Genomic DNA, 17,234 nt, shown 5'->3' with positions numbered 1-17,234 from the left:
CCCGCACACGGCGCACCCCCCGGCCCGGCGTGGGGTCGAGGGGTGCGAGGCGGGGTTCGCGCGGTCAGCTGAAGGTGACGGCGTAGACCCCGACCGAGCGGGGGGTGAAGCGGGCGACGCCGGTGATGCCCTCGTACCTGAGGGTGCCGCCGGTGACGATGGCGTCGAACTCCTTGAGCTCGGCCCCCGAACGTGGGACCGGGATGACCCCGTCGGCGGCGATCTGGGCTCCGTCGCTGAACTTGAAGACGCTCGTGCACAGCACCTCGTCCGCGGTCGTGCCGGTCGCGTCCTTGCCGCAGTTGGCGTAGGCGGTGCCGATGGTCTTGCCGTCGACGTCCTTCATCGCGGCCCTGCCGCCGAAGGCCTTGCCGAGCCCCTGCGGGGCGTTGCCGAGGTCGGCGGTGCCCGTGCTGTCGAAGGTCATGTCCGGCACCACGGCCGCCCTGGTCGCGTGGTGGGTGCCGGCCTGGGGCTGGGTGTCGGCCACGGCCGGCATGCTCAGCGCGGTGACCACGCCGACGGTGAGCGCTGCGGAGGCGAGGGCGAGGGAACGCTTGAGGGTGATGGGTCGCTGCAACGGAGTCTCCGAGATCGGTTCCGGGGTGGCCTCGTGGCCGGGGGCATCCCATCACGCCGACGGGCGGACGGCGACGATCCGTGATCGCGCGTGTCGATCCGGGTGAAACCGGCCGCTTCCCCGGTGGGGCACGGCGGCAGTCGTTCGTGAGCGGATGTTCTGTACCGCGCGACCGTCCAGGCCACCACCCGGACGGGCGACCGGAGGTCACCCGGTCGGCGGCGTCGACCGGGCACGCATGGCCCATGGCCCGGCGACGTCCGCCGCACGGGAGGCCGCGCGCGGGCGGCCCGTTGCGGTTGACTGTCCGGGGACACCCCCTTCCCGCGGAGGCACCCCCATGGCCAGGCAGTACGAGTACACCGCCGAGCTCCACTGGACCGGCAACCGGGGCACCGGCACCAGCGACTACCGGGCCTACTCCCGCGACGTCGAGGTGTCGGTCGAGGGCCTGCCGGGCATCCTCGGCTCCGCCGACCCCGCCTTCCACGGCGACCCGGCCCGCTGGAACCCGGAGCAACTGCTGCTGGTCTCGCTCGCCCAGTGCCACCTGCTGTCGTACCTGCACCAGTGCGCGGTGAACGGGGTCGTGGTGACCTCGTACGCGGACCGGCCGGCGGGCACCATGACCGTGACCCAGGAGGGCGTGCGCTTCACCTCGGTGGTGCTGCACCCGCGCGTCGAGGTCGCCGAGCCGGGGATGGTGGAGCGGGCCCTCGGCCTGCACGGGGCGGCGAACCGGGGCTGCTTCATCGCCAACTCGGTGAACTTCCCGGTGCGGCACGAGGCCGAGGTGACGGTGGGGGCCGCGGGGTAGCCGCAGGTCAGAGCGTGAGGGTGCGCCAGCCGCGGGTGATCTGCTCGTGGACGGCCGCCTGGTCCGGCGTGGTCGACCGGGCCACCGCGAGCGCCGCCAGCAGCGCCGTGCCGTCCGCCGGGCGGGCGGCCGGGTCGATGGCCAGCGCACGGGCGACGACGGCCGCGAGCCTCGGGTCGAGGGCCTGGACCGCCGCCAGGGCGGCGGGCTCGGGCCCGCTCTCCACGATCCGGCGGATCACCGCGCCCGTGTTGGTCGCCGCGAACGGACTGAAGCCGTACGCCGCACAGACCACGCAGCACGCCCAGGCCCACACGTCGGCCGCCGGGCCGGGCCGCTCGTCGCCGAACTGCTCCGGCGCCATGTACGTCAGGGTGCCCGGGCCGCCGCCGGTGGCGGTCAGCCGGGTGCCGTCCACGATCGCCGCGATGCCGAAGTCCAGCAGGCGCGGGCCGGCCGTGGTCAGCATGATGTTGGCGGGCTTGAGGTCCCGGTGCACCAGTCCGAGCCGGTGCACCCCGGAGAGCGCCACGGCCAGCGCCAGGGCCAGGGCGTTCAGCGCCTCGGCGGAGCGGATCGGGCCCTGCTCGCGCAGATGGGCGTCGAGCGGGCGCCCGTCCAGCAACTCCATGGCCAGGTACGGGCGTCCGGCGTCCACACCGGTGTCGAGCACCCGGGCGGTGTAGGCGCCGGGGACCATCGCCAGCACCTCGGCCTCGCGCTGGAAGCGGCGCAACAGGTCGCCCTCGGCGAGGAGTTCGGGGTTGATGGTCTTGAGCGCGACCTGGGTGGCGGAGCCCTGGCGCTGGGCGAGGTAGACCGTGCCCATGCCGCCGGAGCCGATCCGGCCGAGCAGCTGGTAGCCGCCGATCGTCCGGGGCTCGTGCGCGCCCAGCGGACTGCCGACGGGCGGGGCGGGCGGGACCGGCGGGGCGGTCGGGACCGGCGGGGCGGTCGGGACCGGCGGGGTGAACTGCGGGGGGACGTAGGGGCCCTGCGGCGGCTGGGCGGTGGGCGCGTACGGGTTCTGCGCGTCCAGGTACGCCTGGAACGCCTGGGCGGCCCCGGCCTCCGGAGCACTCCCCGGCTGCGCACCGACCGCCTTGGGCCGGCCGCTCACGGAGAAGGCGACGACGTGGAACACCAGGGCCGGGAGGACCAGACCGGCCGGCAGGACGAACACCGCGAGCGCCGCGCGGAGGACCAGCAGGCCGACGACCCGGGCCTGGGTCGCGCCCGCCGACCAGATCTGCGGAGGCAGGTCCGCGGTCAGCAGCCTGCGCTGGGTCAGGTAGCACAGCAGGAGGCAGAGCAGCAGGCAGACGACGAACACGGCGATGTACACGGTCTGCGCCGTGTCGAAGTGCAGACCCACCGAGTAGCCGAGGTACCTCGAGTTGACGGGGTCGAACGGCTCGCCCAGCCCGATGTGCGTCATGTTGCCCACGACGTTGTAGGACAGTGACACCACCACCCCGGCGATGCCCAGCAGGCCCAGCACCAGCTCGCCGACGGTCGCGCCGACCCCGCCCGGCGCACCCCCGCCCGCGTCCGCACCGGTGGCGGCCAACGCCCTTCGGCGCGCGGCCGTTTGGGCACGCACCAGCACCGGCAGCGTCGCCAGCCGTAGCAGCAGCGCCGCACCGATCATGAGCAGTGCGACGACTTCGAGCACACTCAGCATGCTTCCCCCTGGCTGATCGAGCACACGGAGTATAGGGCCGATGCGGCCCGCGGGCGGAGCTACCGGTCCAGCAACGCGGTGAGGTAGCGGTCGATCTCCGCGCGCAGCTCCTCCGGCATCGGCACGTGCCAGTGCCCGCTGCCCGCAGTGGCGTTGAACAGCACTCCGTCGCACCAGCGGATCAGCCGGCGGGCGTCGCCCTCGGGGTCGGTGGAGCCGGCGGCGGCGAGCAGGTCGGCGCCGAGTTCGGCGAAGCGGGCGCCCAACCGGTCGTAGACGACGCGCAGTTCGGGCCTGCGGGTGGCCTCCAGGGCGAGTTCGAGGCGGGCCAGAGTGAGCCTGCGGCCGCTGGTGAGCGCCTGGAACAGCACCTCGGCGCCGACCTCGGCCAGCAGTGCGCGGGCCGGTGCGGCCGCCCGGGGCCGCTCGCCCTCGGCGAAGACCGGGTAGTCGGCGGTCTCCCGCTCGACGATCCGGGTGAGCACCAGCTCCAGCAGGGCGGCCCTGGTCCGGGCCAGGTTGGAGGTCGAGCCGGCGGGCAGGCCGGCGGCGTCGTCCACGGCGCGGTGGGTGAGTCCGCGCAGGCCGGCCTCGGCGATCAGGCCGACGGCGGCGTCGGCGATCAGGGTCGGGCGCGCGGGCGTCAGGGCTCGGGAGGTCGGGCGCGGGGGCGTCATGGGTCCGATCATGGCCTTTCCCGGTGGGCTCCCCCAACTCACTACAGTCGTAGTTTACCGCCCACTACATGTGTAGTACGGTGCCGGGCAAGCGGTCACTACAGCTGTAGTTGCCGAGATCGTGGGAGAACAGGAGCCCCCATGGGCCAGCACCGGGCGATCGTCATCGGCGGCGGCATCGGCGGCCTCACCGCCGCCCTCGCCCTCCACCGGCAGGGCGTCCCCGTCACCGTCCACGAACGCGCCGCGAACCTGGACCCCGTCGGCGCCGGGCTCGCCCTCGCCCCCAACGCCCTGCGCGCCCTCGACCTCCTCGGCGTCGGCCCCCGGCTGCGCGCCCGCGCCACCGACCACCCCGCCGTCGGCATCCGCCACCCCTCCGGCCGCTGGCTCGTCCGCACCACCAGCGCCGCCGTCCGGGCCCGCTTCGGCGACACCGTCGCCGCCGTCGCCCGCGCCGAGGTCATCGCCGCCCTGGTCGACGCGCTGCCCGAAGGCACCGTCCGCACCGACTCCCCCGCCACCGTCACCGACCCCGGCGACCACCACCGGCCCGCCGTCGTCCGCACCCGCGAGGGCGATCGGAAGGCCGCCCTGGTCGTCGCCGCCGACGGCATCCACTCCGCCACCCGCGGCCTGCTCTTCCCCCACCACCCCGGCCCGCGCTACAGCGGCTTCACCACCTGGCGCGCCATCGTCAGCCCCGACCGTCCCCCGGCCGCCGCCGGCGAGGTCTGGGGCCCCGGCCGCCTCGCCGGCATCGTCCCGCTCGCCGACGGCCGGGTCTACGTCTACGCCGCCGCCCTCGCCCCGGCCGGCGACCGCGCCGCCGACGAAGCGGCCGAACTCCGGCGGCTCTTCGGCGACTGGTGCGCCCCCGTCCCCCAGCTGTTCGCCCTGGCCGGCCCCGACCGGCTGCTCCGCAACGACGTCCGGGAACTCGCCGACCCCCTGCCCGCCCACCACCACGGCCGGGTCGCCCTCCTCGGCGACGCCGCCCACGCGATGTGTCCCTTCCTCGGCCAGGGCGCCTGCCAGGCCGTCGAGGACGCCGTCGTCCTCGCCTCGCTGCTCACCCCCGCCGACGACCCCGCCGACGACCCCGCCACCGCCCTCCCCGCCTACACCGCCGCCCGCCTCCCCCGCACCACCGCCGTCGTCACCGCCTCCCGCCGCACCGGCAGCCTGGTCGCCCTCCACACCCCCGCCACCACCCTCCTGCGCACCACCGCCCTCACCCTGGCCGGCCTCCTCCCCACCCGCACCCTCCTCGGCCGCACCGGCACCATCTACGACTGGCAGCCCCCCGCCCTCCACCCGGCGGCCTGAGGATCTCGGCGGCACCGGACGACTACCGGACACGGCACCGCGCGACGCCCACCCCGGGACCGTCAGTGGCCACGGGACCAGCAACTCGCCGCCCACCGTGAACTTCCCACGCGATAAGCCAAGTTCACGATGGAACTCCGGCCCGCCCACGGCGACCGCCGCGACTGGGACCACGACTGGGGCGGGTGGAGCCGGGCCGGGTTGTCAGTGGGGATCGGGAGGATGGGCGGCATGACGGACTCCGGGCGGGCCATCTCCGACTACTGGGACGCGGCCGCGGCGGCCTTCGACGAGGAGCCGGATCACGGCTTGCGGGCGCCGGCGGTGCGGGAGGCGTGGGCGCGGCGGGTGCGGGGGTGGCTGCCGGGCGGGGCGGTGGAGGTGCTCGATGTCGGCTGCGGGACGGGGTCGTTGGCCGAGTTGGTGGCGGCGGACGGGCACCGGGTGACGGGGGTGGACCTGGCGCCGCGGATGGTCGCGCGGGCCCGGGCGAAGCTGGCGGCGGCCGGGCTGGCCGGGCGCTTCCTGGTGGGGGACGCGGGCGTGCCGCCGGTGCGGGAGGGCGGCTTCGACGTACTGCTGTCGCGGCACCTGATCTGGACCCTGCCCGACCCGGAACGGGCGCTGCGCGCCTGGGTGCGGCTGCTACGCCCCGGCGGGCGGCTGGTGCTGGTCGAGGGGCGCTGGCGCGAGGCGGGCGAGCAGGCGACCCTGTACGTCGCCGGGGCGGAGCGGCTGCCCTGGGGCGGCGGCGTGGGTGCCGACGAACTGGCCGCGGCGGTCCGCCCGTTGGTGGCGGAGCTGCGCGTCGAGCCGCTCGGCGCGGACGCGGACCTGTGGGGCGGCCCGGTGCACGACGAGCGCTACGCGCTGGTCGCGAGTACTTGACGGCTCGTCACCATCCGCTCCCGAAGGTCCCATTGATCGGGTCGCGGCGGTGGCAGGCGGGGCAGCGGAGGCGGGTGTAGATCGCCACCGTGCCCATGCAGACGTCCTCGCGGCCGTCGAGCAGGGAGGCCGACCGGGCCGGCTCGCCGCAGTCCGCGCAGCGGCGGTGGGGGCGGGCGGTGATCGAGCAGGCGCGGCAGACCAGGTGGGCGGGGTGCTCGGCGTGGACGACGACGGGCTGCGGGCCGCCGTGCAGCAGGTGGTCGCACCAGGTGCAGGACTCGTCCTCCTGCGCGGCGAGCATCCGCTCCCTGGTCTCCCGCTGCCACTTGGCCGCGTTCTGCAGCGGCACCTGCACCGGCGGCCCCCACCCGGCGGCGGCGAGCCACTGGGCGCCCTCCGCCCCGGCGGCCCGCAGCTGGTCGTCGACGGCGATGTCCCTGGGGGTCCTGTGCTTCATCGGGCTTCTCCTCCGGCGCGTCGTCCCGATGGGTTAACGCGGCCGGGAGGTGGTGGTCACGCGAACGACCCGGCGGTCAGCCCAGCGGCTCGGTGTCGCCGTGGGCGACGAGGAGCTTGCGGAGCAGGGTGTCGAGGTGGGCGCGCTCGTCGGCGTCGAGGGCGGTGAGGAGGCTCTCCTCGTTGCGGATGTGGCCGGGGAGGGCGGCGTCGATGAGGTCCTTGCCGGCCGGGGTGAGGCGGACCAGGACGGCGCGGCGGTCGGTGGGGCAGGGGTTGCGCTCGACCAGGCCCTTGGCGGAGAGCTTGTCGACCCGGTTGGTGATGGCGCCGGAGGTGACCATGGCGGACTTGAGCAGGGCGCGGGCGTTGAGTTCGTAGGGCTCGCCGGAGCGGCGCAGGGTGGCGAGGACGTCGAACTCGGAGGGGTCCAGCCCGCAGGTGAGGAAGTACTCGCGCAGGGCGTTGTCGACCCGGACGTTGAGCCTCCGCAGTCGGCCGATCAGGGCCATCGCCTCCAGCGGCAGGTCGGGGCGGTTCCTGGCCCACTGCTCGGCGATGTCGTCGACTGTGTCGCGCTGCTGCATGCTCTGTCATCTCCCTCGGACGGCCGGGCTGCTGCCGGTGCAGATATCTTAACATTCACATACTTGACGTTCGCCGATCCCGGGCGTAGAAATATCTCAACGTTCAGATAGTCAACGTTGAGGGGATTGGGAACCGCCATGGACCGCAAGCGCGCAGGGATCGCCGTCACCGCCGCACTCGCCCCGGCCGCCTGGGGCACCACCTACCTGGTCACCACCCAGCTGCTGCCCGAGGGCCGCCCGCTGCTGCTCGCCGCACTGCGGGCGCTGCCCGCCGGGCTGCTCCTGCTGCTGATCGGCCGCAAGCTGCCCAAGGGGCGCTGGTGGGGGCGCGCGGCGGTGCTCGGGATGCTCAACATCGGGCTGTTCTTCCCGCTCACCTTCGTCGGCGCCTACCGGCTGCCCGGCGGCGTCGCGGCCACCATCGGGGCGATCCAGCCGCTGCTGGTCGCCGGGCTCTCGGTCGGGGTGCTCCGGGTCCGGCCCGGGCGGCGGGCGCTGCTCGCCGGACTGGTCGGGGTCGCCGGGGTGGCGCTGCTGGTGCTCAAGAGCGGCGCGAAGCTGGACGGCATCGGCATCGCCGCGATGGTCACCGCGATCGGCCTGATGGCCACGGGCACCGTGCTGACCCGCCGCTGGGGCCGCCCGGAGGGCGCCACCATGATCGACCTCACCGCCTGGCAGCTGCTGGCCGGCTCGGTCTTCCTCGTCCCGCTGGCGGCCCTGGTCGAGGGCGCGCCGCCGGCCCTGAGCACCGCCAACCTGGCGGGCTTCGCCTACCTCGGCCTGCTCAGCACCGCGCTCGGCTACGTGCTGTGGTTCCGCGGCATCGAGCGGCTCGGCGCCGGTCCGGTGTCCTTCCTGGGGCTGGTCAACCCGGTGGTGGCCACCGTCGGCGGCCTGGTGGTGCTCGGCCAGACGCTCACCCCCTGGCAGGTGCTGGGGCTGGTGCTGGCGCTCGGCGCGATGCTGATCGGCCAGGCCCCGGCCCGCCGGACGACTCCGGCGGCCGCGCCGACACCCACCTCGCCAATCCCCGCACCGGCAGCCGCCTCGGCCCCCACCCCCGAGCGCCGGACACCGGCGGTCGCCCGCTGACGGCCCGCACCCCCCGACTCCCGTCCCCGCCCCGTCGGCCACTGGCCGGCGGGGCACGGGCATACCCGGGCTCAGCCCGTGGCGCGGATGTAGATGTCGGCGGCGCCCGGCAGTCCGCCCGGGACGGCGGCCACGTAGATCCGGCGGGCCGACGGGGCCCGGGTGGGGACGGCGGACGGGCTGGTGGTGGGCGTCCAGGTCGGGGTGGGGACCGGGTCGGGGGTGCTGTCCTCGGGGACGGGCGCGGTACCGCCCGCGCCGCCGGAGCCGTCCTCGGCGCCGTCGTCCGGACCTGCGTCCGCCCTGCCGTCCGTACCGGCGTCCGGGACGCCGCCCCCGGAGCCGTCCGGGTCGGGATCGGCCGTGGCGGGATCCGCCGCGACGGCCATCGGCGCGACGCCCGGGCCGGGGGCCACCACGGCAGCGGGGGCGGAGGCCGACGCGGACCCCGACGGCACGGGCGAGGGCGCTCCCGACTCCCCCGCCGACCCCGCCGACCCTGACCCCGCCGCCGGCTCCGGCGACCCCACCGGCTCCGGCAGCTCCGGCGCCTCGGACGGCTCGTCGCCCCCGAGGGCGGCCGCGAGGTCCGGCGGCAGCGGGGCGGCCGGTCCGGGTGCCGGGAGGTCGTAGGTGCGCAGGAAGTCGCCGAGGCCGGGCTCCTTGCCGCCGCCGAGGCGGTAGTGGAGGTAGGCGACGGGCGCGCCGTCCGAGGTGCGGGTGTAGACGGCCCCGACCGGGACGTAGTAGCGGCCCGCGCCGGGGTGCTGGGAGGGGTGGAGGCCCGCCAGCCGTTCGGCGCGGTCCCGGTCGGTCTCCCGCCCGACCCGGCCGACGGTGAGCGCGTTGACGCCGCGCACCATCAGGGCGGCGCCGGCGGACACGCACAGCACGAGTCCGACGGCGACGGTGCGCCGCAGGACCGGTCGGCCGTGCAGGGCGGGCCAGGAGTCGGTGACCACGCGCTCGGGTGGGATGCCGTCCACGGTTGCTCGTTCCCCCGCTTCGATCAGGACGTCCGACCGGCACCTCGGGTCGGGACGTCGCACTCTGCTCGACGTGGGACGCTAGCGGAGAGTTCCTCAGCCCAGGTAGGCGGGGGCGACGGCGGCCTTGGTGACCAGCCGCGGGGCGCCGGAGCCGTCGGCCGGGACGGTCCACAGGTCGGCGCCGTAGTCGCCGGGCAGGGCGTACACCAGCGTCCCGGTGTCGGACCAGAGCGCCTGGTCGTCGATGTTGCGCTGTTCGGCGGTGGCGGTCTCGGTGCCGGTCGCGAGGTCGAGGACGTACAGCCGCCAGGGGGCGTCGGGCGACAGGCCGGGGACGCGCTTCTTGTACGCGATGCGGGTGCCGTCCGGGGAGAGCGAGGGGCACTCGACGTTGTCGTGCAGGGTGGTGAGGGTGCGGGCGGCGAGGTCGCCGCGGACGAGGTGGGTCTGCCCGGAGCTGGCGAGGGTGGCGTAGAAGGTGTTGTCGTCGGCGAAGGTGACGCCCCAGATGTTGACGTCGTGCGCCTGGTACGGGTGGCCGTCCTTGACGACGGCGAAGTCCTCCAGGTTCTCCCGCAGGTTCCAGTCCCGCACGTCGACGATCGAGGTGCGGGTGGAGAAGTCCGAGCCCGCGTAGGAGTCCCCGCTGACGAAGACGGTCCAGGCGGCGAGGTGTCCGGACGGCGAGACCCGGGAGCGGGTGGGGATGCCGGCGGCGGGGAAGGAGCGCCGCTCGTGCAGGTGGTCGTCCAGGACGACGGCGCGGTAGGTGTCGTCGAGCGCGCCGTGCTGGGCCTGGAGGCAGATGCCGGTGCCCGCGGCGGCGTGGAAGCGCAGGCACTGGGTGCCGGAGGCGGTCCGCGGGCCGTCGGGGTGGTCGGCGGGGACGCTGGTGATCTCGTCCCGGTGCGGCCCCCAGGCCATGTTGCGGAAGAGCAACTGTCTTCCGCTGGTGGGCACTTGGAGTGAGACCGGGCCGGGTTCGACGGTCGGTCCGCCGGCCTGGGCGCGGTCCCGTTCGGAGCTGCGGTCGGCGGCGTAGAGGACGGCGCCGGTGCCGACCGCACCGAGCACCAGGACGGCGATCAGCAGCACGAGCACCCGGCTGCGGTTGTTCTGCGGGTTCACGTTCTGCGGGTTCACGTTCTGCGGGTTCACGTTCTGCGGGTTCACGGACTCTCCTCCACGCTCTGCTCCACGACGACGGGTTCCGAACGGCGCAGCACCACCGCCGCGCCGGCCACGCACAGCGCCAGGGCGCCCGCGGACCAGGCGAGTGCGGTCGACCCGCCCACCGCGCTCCACAGCGCGCCGAACAGCAGCGAGCAGGCGAACCGGGCCAGCGCCTGCCCGGTGCCGACCAGGGCGAGCCCGGCGCCGCGCTGTTCGGCGGGGACGGCGTCGGCCGCGGCGGCGGCGAGCACGCCGTCGGTGGCCGCGTAGAAGGAGCCGTGCAGCAGCAGTACGCAGAGCACGGCGGGCAGTCCGCGCAGCGGCGAGAGCAGCAGCCCGTACCCGAGCAGCAGGACCCCGTGGCCGAGCAGGAAGAGGCGGCGGCGCCCGATCCGGTCGGCGAGCGCGCCGAACGGGACGGCGAGCAGCAGGAAGGCGGCCGCGGTGCCGAGCGGCAGCAGCGGGAACAGGGTGACGGACAGGCCGAGCCGGCGCTGGATCAGCAGGTAGAGGAAGGAGTCGCTGACCGTGGTGAGCCCGAGCAGGACGGCGCACAGGGTGAGCCTGCGCAGTCCGGGCAGGCGCAGCAGGGTGAGGCTGCTGCGCAGCGAGGGGGTGGCGGTCGACGGCGCCTCGCCGGTCTGCCGGTTCGGCACGAACAGCAGCAGGATCAGCACGCCGAGCGCCGCGACGCAGGCGCTGACCGTGAACACCGCGTCGTAGCCGTGCCGTTCGCCGCCGTCGGCGAGCAGCGGGCTGCCGGCCAGCCGCAGCACCAGGAAGGCGGTGAGCGGGCCGAGCAGGGCGCCCGCGGTGTCCATCGCCCGGTGCACGCCGAACGCCCGGCCGCGGTGGGCGGGTTCGGTGGCCAGCGAGATCATCGCGTCCCGGGGGGCGGTGCGCAGGCCCTTGCCGGTGCGGTCGACGGCGATGACGGCGCCGATCAGCGGCACGGTGTGGACGAACAGCAGCAGGGGCCGGCACGCCGCGGAGAGCCCGTAGCCGACGGCCGCGACGGCCTTGTGCCGGGCGGCCCCGTCGCGGCCGCGGCGGTCGGCGAGGTGGCCGCCGACCAGCCGGACCAGGGCGCTGAACCCGTTCTGGATGCCGTCGAGCAGGCCGAAGCCGAGCGGGGAGAGGCCGAGTCCGGTGAGCAGGTAGAGCGGCAGCACGGCGTTGACCATCTCCGAGGAGACGTCGGTGACCATGCTGACCGCGCCGAGGGCGAGGACCGCCCCCGGCACCGAGCGCAGGGCGGCGCCCCGCCGCACCTGGCCGGTGGCCGGTGCGACGGGGGCCTTCGAGCTGCGGGAGTCCGCGACGTACACGGGCGTCAGTTCCAGATGCCGGTGATGTCGGAGGCCCCGGCGGAGTTGCCGGCGTGGGCGTTGACGCCGGCCAGGTCCTCCAGGGTGTGCAGCACGTCGTAGTGGTTGTACCGGGTGGCGGTGGAGCTGCCGGGGGCGACGTGGGCGCCGTAGACGACGGTCGGGATGCGGTTGCCCGACAGCTTGTTGTCCTCGTCGAAGGTCACCACCAGCAGGCTGTTGTTGCTCTTGGCCCACTGGGCGTAGGCGTCGAGGTTGTTCTGCAGCCAGGTGTCGCCGGTGCCGACCGAACAGTCGTGCATGTCGTCGCAGAGGTCCGGGGTGACGAAGGAGACCTTCGGCAGGGTGGTGAAGTCGGTCGGGAAGGCGTCCATGCCGTAGGCGGTGGAGGTGGGCACGTTGCCGAAGCCGAACCACGGGTTGTGCTTCTGGGCGTAGTTGTCGACCCGGCAGTCGGTGGCGCCGACCGAGGGCAGGCCCTCGTTGTAGCTGGCCCAGGTCTGGTTGGCGGCGAGCAGCTCGGAGGCGAGGTTGGGCTGCTGCATCGCGCCGACGTCCACGCAGCTGTCGTCCGTGATGCCCTGGGCGCTGCCGGAGAACAGCATGTAGTAGTTGGGCTGGCTGGGGTGGGTGAGCGCGTAGGACTGGGTCAGCGTCGCGCCGCCGGCCGCCAGGGTGGTGTTGAAGTACGGCGCGTTGGAGCTGCCGATCACCTGCGAGTAGGCGTGGTTCTCCATCATCACGACCACGATGTGGTCGGGCGAGGGCAGGGCGGCGGCGGTGTCGGCGGCCGCGTCGCCGCTCGCGGCCCACAGGCCGAGCGAGCCGGCGACCAGGCCGAGGCCGGTGGCGAGGGCGGTGATCGGGCGGAGCCTGCGGCGACGGGCGGGGCGCGGGCCGGCCGTGGGGGTGCCGGGGGTGCGGGGTCGTGCGAAGGCCATGGGGTCCTCCGGGGGTCGGGGCTTCCGGGGCGGGAGCGCCGAGAACAGTAGGATCGCGGCGTGTCGTGTACCGCACAAGAGAAGTGAAGAACAGACGAACAGCTGCGAGGCGGTCCCGGTACGGAGCAACCGGACGCCGGACCACACCGTGCAGGGCAGATGCCGGGAACCACGGCGCAGGTCACACCCGCCGCGATTGACCCCCCTCCACCGCCCGTGGTGGGATCACGGGGGCCCGCGAGCACCGGGCCGGGGACGGCAAGGAGTGCGGTACGTGATCGGACTGGTCGCCATCTACGGGCCGGGCCGCCCGCTGACCGACGAGCTGCAGGAGCTCTGGCCGGAGAGCAGCCACGCCTACCGGGCCTCGCGCGGCAACTGCTTCCAGGGGCCGGAGGCGATGCAGTTCGCCCTCGACCGCCACCGCCAGGTGATCGCCGTCGGATCGCTCGCCGCCGTCGTCGGCCTGCTGACCGACCCCCGCGTCGACGTCCCGCGCGGCGCCGAGGTGCTCTGCGTGGACCCGGGCCGGCGCTGGGTGATCCCGCTGACCCACTCCGACTCCGCGGCGGAGCTGGCCGAGGAGGTGGCCGGCGCCCTCGGCGTCACCCCGGTGTTCACCGGCCCGCAGCCCGGTCCCGGGAGCCCGTCCGGTCCCGGGAGCCCGCTCGACTCCGGGAACCCGTCCGACCCCGGGAACCCGCTCGACGTGCTCACCCCGCACGCCGTCCGGTACCGCCGGGCCGGTGCCGGCGAGGCGGCGGAGGCGGCGGCGGACGGACGGCCGGTCCGACTGGTCACCGAGGTGGCGTACCCGCTGCCCGCACTGCCCCCGAACGTGCGGCCGGACGCGCCCGAGGACGCCCCCGTCCTGCGGGTCACCGACCGCGAGGACCCGGACGGCGACGACCTCCTGGTCGTCCCGCGCACCCTGGTCGTCGGCATCGGCGCGGGCAGCGGCACCGGATCGGCCGACGCCATGCGCCTGCTGACGGACGTGCTCAAGGAGACCGGCTACCTGCGCTCGGCGATCGCCCGGATCGCCACCGTGACGGGCAAGGCCGACCACCCGGCGGTGCTCTGGGCCGCGCGCTGCCTGAACGTGCCGGTCGACGAGCACCCGGCCGAGGCCCTGGCCCGGCTCACCGTGCCGAATCCGTCCGCGGCGGTCGGCACGGCCGTCGGCACCGCGAGCGTCGCCGAGGCGGCGGCCCTGGCCGGCGCCGACGGCGGCGAACTCGTCGTCCCCAAGCGGAAGTCGGCCACGGCCACGATCGCGATCGCCCGGGCGGCGGTGCGCGGCCGGCTGGCGCTGATCGGCCTCGGGCCGGGCGCCCACGACCTGCTGGTGCCGCGCGCGCTGACCGAACTGCGTCGCGCCTCGGTGGTGGTGGGCCGACCGGAGGCCGTCGAGGCGGTGGCCGCGCTACTCCGGCCGGGGACGCGACAGGTCGTGCTGCCGGAGCCCGGGACGGTGCGGAGCACCCGTGGCGCGGTGCTGGACCGGGCCGGGGTGGCGACCGACCGGGCCGGCCGGGTGGTCGACCCGGCCGGGGCGGCCGCCACCCTCGCCGCGCACGGGCACGCCGTCGCCCTGGTCGCCCTGGGCGACGGCGCCGGGCTCACCGTGCCCGCCGGGGCGTACGAGCTCCTACGGGTGCCCGGCCTGCCCGCCGACACGGACGGGGTCCCCGCATGACCGCCACCGACCCGGCCGCCACGCACCCGGCCGCCACGCACCCGGACGCCGCCGAGCCCGACCTGCGCCACCACGGCGACGCCGAGGTGCGCGCCGACGGGAGCGGCCTGATCGACCTCGCCGTGAACGTCCGCACCGGCACGCCGCCCGCCTGGCTGCGCGAGCACCTGGCCGCCACCCTCGGCACCCTCGCCGCCTACCCCGACCAGGGCGCCGCCCGCGCGGCGGTGGCCGCCCGGCACGGGCGCCCGGTCGAGGAGGTGCTGCTCACCTCGGGGGCCGCGGAGGCCTTCGTACTGCTCGCCCGGGTCCTGACGGCACGTCACATCGTCGTGGTGCACCCCCAGTTCACCGAGCCGGAGGCCGCACTGCGGGACGCCGGGCACCGGGTGCACCGGGTGCTGCTCTCCCCCGGGGACGGGTTCCGGCTGGGCGCCGTCCCCGAGCAGGCGGACCTGGTCGTCCTCGGCAACCCGACCAACCCGACCTCCGTCCTGCACCCCGCCGGGGCCGTCGCCGCACTCGCCCGCCCCGGGCGCACCCTGGTGGTGGACGAGGCGTTCATGGACACCGTGCCCGGGGAGCGCGAGTCCCTCGCCGCCGCCCGGGACCTCCCCGGCCGGGTCGTCGTCCTGCGCAGCCTCACCAAGACTTGGGGCCTGGCCGGACTGCGGATCGGCTACGCGCTCGGGCCGGCGCCGCTGATCGCCGCCCTCGGCGCCGCCCAGCCGCTCTGGCCGGTCTCCACCCCGGCGCTGGCCGCCGCCGAGGTGTGCAGCGGCCCGGCGGCGCTCGCCGAGGCGGACCGGGCCGCCGCCGAACTCACCCTGTGGCGCGACTACTTGGTGAAGGGGCTGGCCGCCTTCCCGACCGTACGGCTGCACGGCGAGCCGGCCGCCTCCTTCGTCCTGGTCCGGCTGCCGGGCGCGGCGGCGGTCCGGGCGCGGCTGCGCGAGCTCGGCTTCGCCGTCCGGCGCGGGGACACCTTCCCCGGCCTGGGCGAGGACTGGCTGCGGATCGCCGTCCGGGACGAGGAGACCACCGACCGCTTCCTCAACGCCCTGGAGGCGGCGCTGCGTCCAGCCTGACCGGGTCGCCGGTGCGGATCGCCCCCGGCGCCAGCACCTGGGCGTACACCCCCGCGCAGGGCAGGGCCGGCATGCCCGCCAGCGGGACCAGCCGGTTGCGTGCGGCCGGGCCCCGCAGCGCCTCCGTCCGGCGCGGCAGCGGGCCGTGCCGCAGGGTGGGGACGGCGCAGCGCGGGGTGGGTGCCACGATGCGCAGCCGCAGGCTCTCCCCGACGGTCAACTCCCGCCCCACCCAGGCGTTCTCGACGAAGCCCTCGCCCTCGGTGCGGAGCACCAGGTTCGGCCGGTAACGCTCCGCCTCGACGCCGAAGGCAAGCAGTGTGGAGCTGGTGATCAGGTGCAGCGGGGCGAAGTCGAAGAACCCGCCGTCCGGTGCGGCCCGCCCCAACTCATTGACGGTCACCGGCACTTCCGCCTCGATCCCGCGCGCCAGCACCTCCTCCGGGACGGCCCGCTCGACCTCCGCGCCGGGCGGGCGCTCGGCGATCAGGGCGAGCTTGCGGCCGAAGGCCTCGGACAGCTCCGCCTCGCCCGCGGCGCGCCCGTCCGGGCCGGTCACCGCCACCCGGCCGTCCGCCGTGGCCGTCGCCGAGTAGTCGAGCAGTCCGGCCCAGCGGTGGGGGTTCTTGGCGCTGGCCACCCGTCCGGTCTCCAGGTCGAGCAGGGCGCGCGCCCGGTCCCCGGCCAGCCCCCGCGTGGACACCTCGGCCGCCGGGAGGTCCTCCCCCAGCAGCGACTTGACCGGGTAGCGCCGCAGCCGCTCGACCCGGCCGACCAGCTCGCCCGCGGATCCGCCGGTCAGCACGCCGCGTCCTCCGCCCACTCCCGCAGCGCCGCGAAGTGCAGCTCCCGCAGCCCCGCCCGGGGGTCGACCCAGAGCGGCAGCGCCTCGGCCGGGTGGTGCGCCGCGATCCACTCGATGTCCTGGGGCCCGAGTTCGTCGTCCAGCCAGACGAAGGGCCGCCCGGCGGCCCAGGCCACCAGGTCCCTGGTCTTCCAGTGCAGCCCGTCCGGGTCCTCCCCGTCCTCGCCGAACAGGTTGCTCCAGCGGATGTACGGGAGTTCGGGCAGTCCGAGGCACGGGCCGATGAAGGTGTTCGCCTCGTCCATCCAGGTGGTCGCCCACACCAACTCGTACGGCAGCGACAGCAGTTCCGGCCCGTGCGCCGGGTTCAGCCACACCCGCAGCGGCTCGACCTGCTCGCGCGGCTGCGGAGCGTGCCGCGCGACCCAGGACTCGGGCAGCAGCCGGTGGGTGCCGTAGCCCTCGGGGCAGCGGGAGTCCGGTGCGGCGTAGGGGTTGAGCGGCCCGTCCACGTCGATCAGGAGCAACGGCGACCCGGTCATGCGGCGGCCGCCCAGTCCCGCAGGGTCGCGAAGTCGCCGGCGAGCATGCCGACCCGGGGGTTGACGTGCAGGGTGAGCGCCGGGCCCGGGTGGTGCGCCGCGATCCACTCGGCGTCCTGCGGCCCGAGTTCGTCGTCGACCCAGACGAACGGCCGACCGGCGGCCCAGGCCACCACGTCCTTCGTCTTCCAGTGCAGCCCGTCCGGGTCCTCGCCGAACAGCTCCGTCCAGCGGACGTAGGGGAGTTCGGGCAGCCCGAGGCGCGGGCCGATCAGGGCGTTCGCCTCGTCCATCCAGGTCGTCGCCCACACCAACTCGTACGGTAGCGCCAGCAGTTCCGGCCCGTGCGCCGGGTTCAGCCACACCCGCAGCGGCTTCGCCTCGCCGTCGGCGGAGCGCCGGGTCTGCCGATCGGCCCACCAGGTGGGCATCAGCTCGTGCGTCCGGTAGCCGTCCGGCCGCCGCAGCCTCGGCGCGGCGTAGGGGTTGAGGGGTCCGTCCACGTCGAGGAGGAGCAGCGGCTGTCGAGTCATGCCGTGAATTCTCCGGC

Annotated in this window: 18 protein-coding genes; 6 read left to right on the top strand and 12 right to left on the bottom strand. The window is 75.4% G+C overall.

All coding sequences use genetic code 11. The features are described from left to right. Positions 1 to 64: 64 nt before the first annotated feature. Positions 65 to 580: a hypothetical protein gene (locus ACFV8H_RS02965; protein WP_380396265.1), complete on the bottom strand. Its 516-nt coding sequence runs from the start codon at positions 578 to 580 to the stop codon at positions 65 to 67. Positions 581 to 920: 340 nt separating this feature from the next. Between ACFV8H_RS02965 and ACFV8H_RS02960 the strand changes: the two genes are divergently transcribed. Continuing rightward, positions 921 to 1,397: an OsmC family protein gene (locus tag ACFV8H_RS02960; protein ID WP_380396264.1), complete on the top strand. Its 477-nt coding sequence runs from the start codon at positions 921 to 923 to the stop codon at positions 1,395 to 1,397. A 7-nt stretch (positions 1,398 to 1,404) separates the two neighbouring features. Here the strand turns inward: ACFV8H_RS02960 and ACFV8H_RS02955 are convergent, their stop codons facing one another. Together ACFV8H_RS02955 and ACFV8H_RS02950 are read right to left on the bottom strand one after the other, a co-directional pair. Next, on the bottom strand, positions 1,405 to 3,081 hold the full coding sequence (locus tag ACFV8H_RS02955) for a serine/threonine-protein kinase (RefSeq protein ID WP_380396263.1): 1,677 nt from the start codon (positions 3,079 to 3,081) through the stop codon (positions 1,405 to 1,407). Between the two features lie 59 nt (positions 3,082 to 3,140). After that, positions 3,141 to 3,758 carry a TetR/AcrR family transcriptional regulator gene (locus ACFV8H_RS02950; protein ID WP_380396262.1) on the bottom strand — a complete coding sequence of 206 codons (618 nt, stop codon included), beginning with the start codon at positions 3,756 to 3,758 and terminating at the stop codon, positions 3,141 to 3,143. A gap of 141 nt (positions 3,759 to 3,899) precedes the next feature. On the opposite strand from ACFV8H_RS02950, the gene ACFV8H_RS02945 reads away from it, so the two are divergent. Together ACFV8H_RS02945 and ACFV8H_RS02940 are read left to right on the top strand one after the other, a co-directional pair. After that, positions 3,900 to 5,087, top strand: coding sequence for an FAD-dependent monooxygenase (locus ACFV8H_RS02945; protein WP_380396261.1), 1,188 nt, complete (start codon positions 3,900 to 3,902; stop codon positions 5,085 to 5,087). A 231-nt stretch (positions 5,088 to 5,318) separates the two neighbouring features. After that, positions 5,319 to 5,975, top strand: coding sequence for a class I SAM-dependent methyltransferase (locus ACFV8H_RS02940; RefSeq protein WP_380396260.1), 657 nt, complete (start codon positions 5,319 to 5,321; stop codon positions 5,973 to 5,975). A 7-nt stretch (positions 5,976 to 5,982) separates the two neighbouring features. Here ACFV8H_RS02940 and ACFV8H_RS02935 read toward each other — a convergent pair whose 3' ends face one another. Together ACFV8H_RS02935 and ACFV8H_RS02930 are read right to left on the bottom strand one after the other, a co-directional pair. Further along, positions 5,983 to 6,435: a hypothetical protein gene (locus tag ACFV8H_RS02935; protein WP_380396259.1), complete on the bottom strand. Its 453-nt coding sequence runs from the start codon at positions 6,433 to 6,435 to the stop codon at positions 5,983 to 5,985. Positions 6,436 to 6,511: 76 nt separating this feature from the next. After that, positions 6,512 to 7,021, bottom strand: coding sequence for a MarR family winged helix-turn-helix transcriptional regulator (locus tag ACFV8H_RS02930; RefSeq protein ID WP_380396258.1), 510 nt, complete (start codon positions 7,019 to 7,021; stop codon positions 6,512 to 6,514). A 138-nt stretch (positions 7,022 to 7,159) separates the two neighbouring features. Between ACFV8H_RS02930 and ACFV8H_RS02925 the strand changes: the two genes are divergently transcribed. Continuing rightward, the gene (locus ACFV8H_RS02925; RefSeq protein ID WP_380396257.1) at positions 7,160 to 8,119 is read left to right on the top strand and encodes an EamA family transporter; all 960 of its coding nucleotides are present in this window, start codon (positions 7,160 to 7,162) and stop codon (positions 8,117 to 8,119) included. 71 nt (positions 8,120 to 8,190) lie between these two features. On the opposite strand, the gene ACFV8H_RS02920 is transcribed toward ACFV8H_RS02925, so the two are convergent. The 4 genes from ACFV8H_RS02920 to ACFV8H_RS02905 all read right to left on the bottom strand — a co-directional run bounded on the left by ACFV8H_RS02920 (position 8,191) and on the right by ACFV8H_RS02905 (position 12,550). Further along, positions 8,191 to 9,105 carry a hypothetical protein gene (locus ACFV8H_RS02920; protein WP_380396256.1) on the bottom strand — a complete coding sequence of 305 codons (915 nt, stop codon included), beginning with the start codon at positions 9,103 to 9,105 and terminating at the stop codon, positions 8,191 to 8,193. Positions 9,106 to 9,201: 96 nt separating this feature from the next. Continuing rightward, the gene (locus ACFV8H_RS02915; protein ID WP_380396342.1) at positions 9,202 to 10,236 is read right to left on the bottom strand and encodes a TolB family protein; all 1,035 of its coding nucleotides are present in this window, start codon (positions 10,234 to 10,236) and stop codon (positions 9,202 to 9,204) included. Between the two features lie 41 nt (positions 10,237 to 10,277). Further along, positions 10,278 to 11,609, bottom strand: coding sequence for an MFS transporter (locus ACFV8H_RS02910; RefSeq protein WP_380396255.1), 1,332 nt, complete (start codon positions 11,607 to 11,609; stop codon positions 10,278 to 10,280). A gap of 5 nt (positions 11,610 to 11,614) precedes the next feature. Then, positions 11,615 to 12,550: an alkaline phosphatase family protein gene (locus ACFV8H_RS02905; RefSeq protein ID WP_380396254.1), complete on the bottom strand. Its 936-nt coding sequence runs from the start codon at positions 12,548 to 12,550 to the stop codon at positions 11,615 to 11,617. 274 nt (positions 12,551 to 12,824) lie between these two features. Between ACFV8H_RS02905 and ACFV8H_RS02900 the strand changes: the two genes are divergently transcribed. Together ACFV8H_RS02900 and cobC are read left to right on the top strand one after the other, a co-directional pair. After that, positions 12,825 to 14,249: a cobalamin biosynthesis protein gene (locus ACFV8H_RS02900; protein ID WP_380396253.1), complete on the top strand. Its 1,425-nt coding sequence runs from the start codon at positions 12,825 to 12,827 to the stop codon at positions 14,247 to 14,249. Further along, entirely contained in the window at positions 14,246 to 15,337 is a 1,092-nt protein-coding gene (gene cobC, locus ACFV8H_RS02895) for an Rv2231c family pyridoxal phosphate-dependent protein CobC (protein WP_380396252.1), read from the top strand. Before ACFV8H_RS02900 ends, cobC begins: the two co-directional genes overlap by 4 nt. On the opposite strand, the gene ACFV8H_RS02890 is transcribed toward cobC, so the two are convergent. Genes ACFV8H_RS02890 through ACFV8H_RS02880 form a run of 3 tightly spaced genes read right to left on the bottom strand, consistent with a single transcriptional unit; the run spans position 15,303 to position 17,217 of the window. Further along, complete coding sequence (locus ACFV8H_RS02890; protein WP_380396251.1) at positions 15,303 to 16,142, bottom strand: MOSC domain-containing protein; 840 nt, start codon at positions 16,140 to 16,142, stop codon at positions 15,303 to 15,305. The two genes, cobC and ACFV8H_RS02890, sit on opposite strands and share 35 nt — an antisense overlap. Further along, the gene (locus ACFV8H_RS02885; protein ID WP_380396250.1) at positions 16,136 to 16,684 is read right to left on the bottom strand and encodes a hypothetical protein; all 549 of its coding nucleotides are present in this window, start codon (positions 16,682 to 16,684) and stop codon (positions 16,136 to 16,138) included. Before ACFV8H_RS02885 ends, ACFV8H_RS02890 begins: the two co-directional genes overlap by 7 nt. Further along, positions 16,681 to 17,217 (bottom strand): hypothetical protein, encoded by a 537-nt coding sequence (locus tag ACFV8H_RS02880; RefSeq protein WP_375894546.1) that lies wholly within the window; start codon positions 17,215 to 17,217, stop codon positions 16,681 to 16,683. The genes ACFV8H_RS02885 and ACFV8H_RS02880 overlap by 4 nt, the downstream gene beginning before the upstream one ends. Positions 17,218 to 17,234 lie beyond the last annotated feature (17 nt).

The organism is Kitasatospora sp. NPDC059827, assembly GCF_042731675.1.
Taxonomy (GTDB): Bacteria; Actinomycetota; Actinomycetes; order Streptomycetales; family Streptomycetaceae; genus Kitasatospora.
This window is presented reverse-complemented; position numbering and strand designations above follow the sequence as displayed.

Bases quoted from the DNA above. Each gene is read 5' to 3' on its own strand.
- ACFV8H_RS02940 (WP_380396260.1), top strand. From the start codon at position 5,319: ATGACGGACTCCGGGCGGGCCATCTCCGACTACTGGGACGCGGCCGCG.
- ACFV8H_RS02905 (WP_380396254.1), bottom strand. From the start codon at position 12,550: ATGGCCTTCGCACGACCCCGCACCCCCGGCACCCCCACGGCCGGCCCG.
- ACFV8H_RS02885 (WP_380396250.1), bottom strand. From the start codon at position 16,684: ATGACCGGGTCGCCGTTGCTCCTGATCGACGTGGACGGGCCGCTCAAC.
- cobC (WP_380396252.1), top strand. From the start codon at position 14,246: ATGACCGCCACCGACCCGGCCGCCACGCACCCGGCCGCCACGCACCCG.
- ACFV8H_RS02880 (WP_375894546.1), bottom strand. From the start codon at position 17,217: ATGACTCGACAGCCGCTGCTCCTCCTCGACGTGGACGGACCCCTCAAC.
- ACFV8H_RS02960 (WP_380396264.1), top strand. From the start codon at position 921: ATGGCCAGGCAGTACGAGTACACCGCCGAGCTCCACTGGACCGGCAAC.
- ACFV8H_RS02945 (WP_380396261.1), top strand. From the start codon at position 3,900: ATGGGCCAGCACCGGGCGATCGTCATCGGCGGCGGCATCGGCGGCCTC.
- ACFV8H_RS02955 (WP_380396263.1), bottom strand. From the start codon at position 3,081: ATGCTGAGTGTGCTCGAAGTCGTCGCACTGCTCATGATCGGTGCGGCG.
- ACFV8H_RS02930 (WP_380396258.1), bottom strand. From the start codon at position 7,021: ATGCAGCAGCGCGACACAGTCGACGACATCGCCGAGCAGTGGGCCAGG.
- ACFV8H_RS02950 (WP_380396262.1), bottom strand. From the start codon at position 3,758: ATGACGCCCCCGCGCCCGACCTCCCGAGCCCTGACGCCCGCGCGCCCG.
- ACFV8H_RS02935 (WP_380396259.1), bottom strand. From the start codon at position 6,435: ATGAAGCACAGGACCCCCAGGGACATCGCCGTCGACGACCAGCTGCGG.
- ACFV8H_RS02925 (WP_380396257.1), top strand. From the start codon at position 7,160: ATGGACCGCAAGCGCGCAGGGATCGCCGTCACCGCCGCACTCGCCCCG.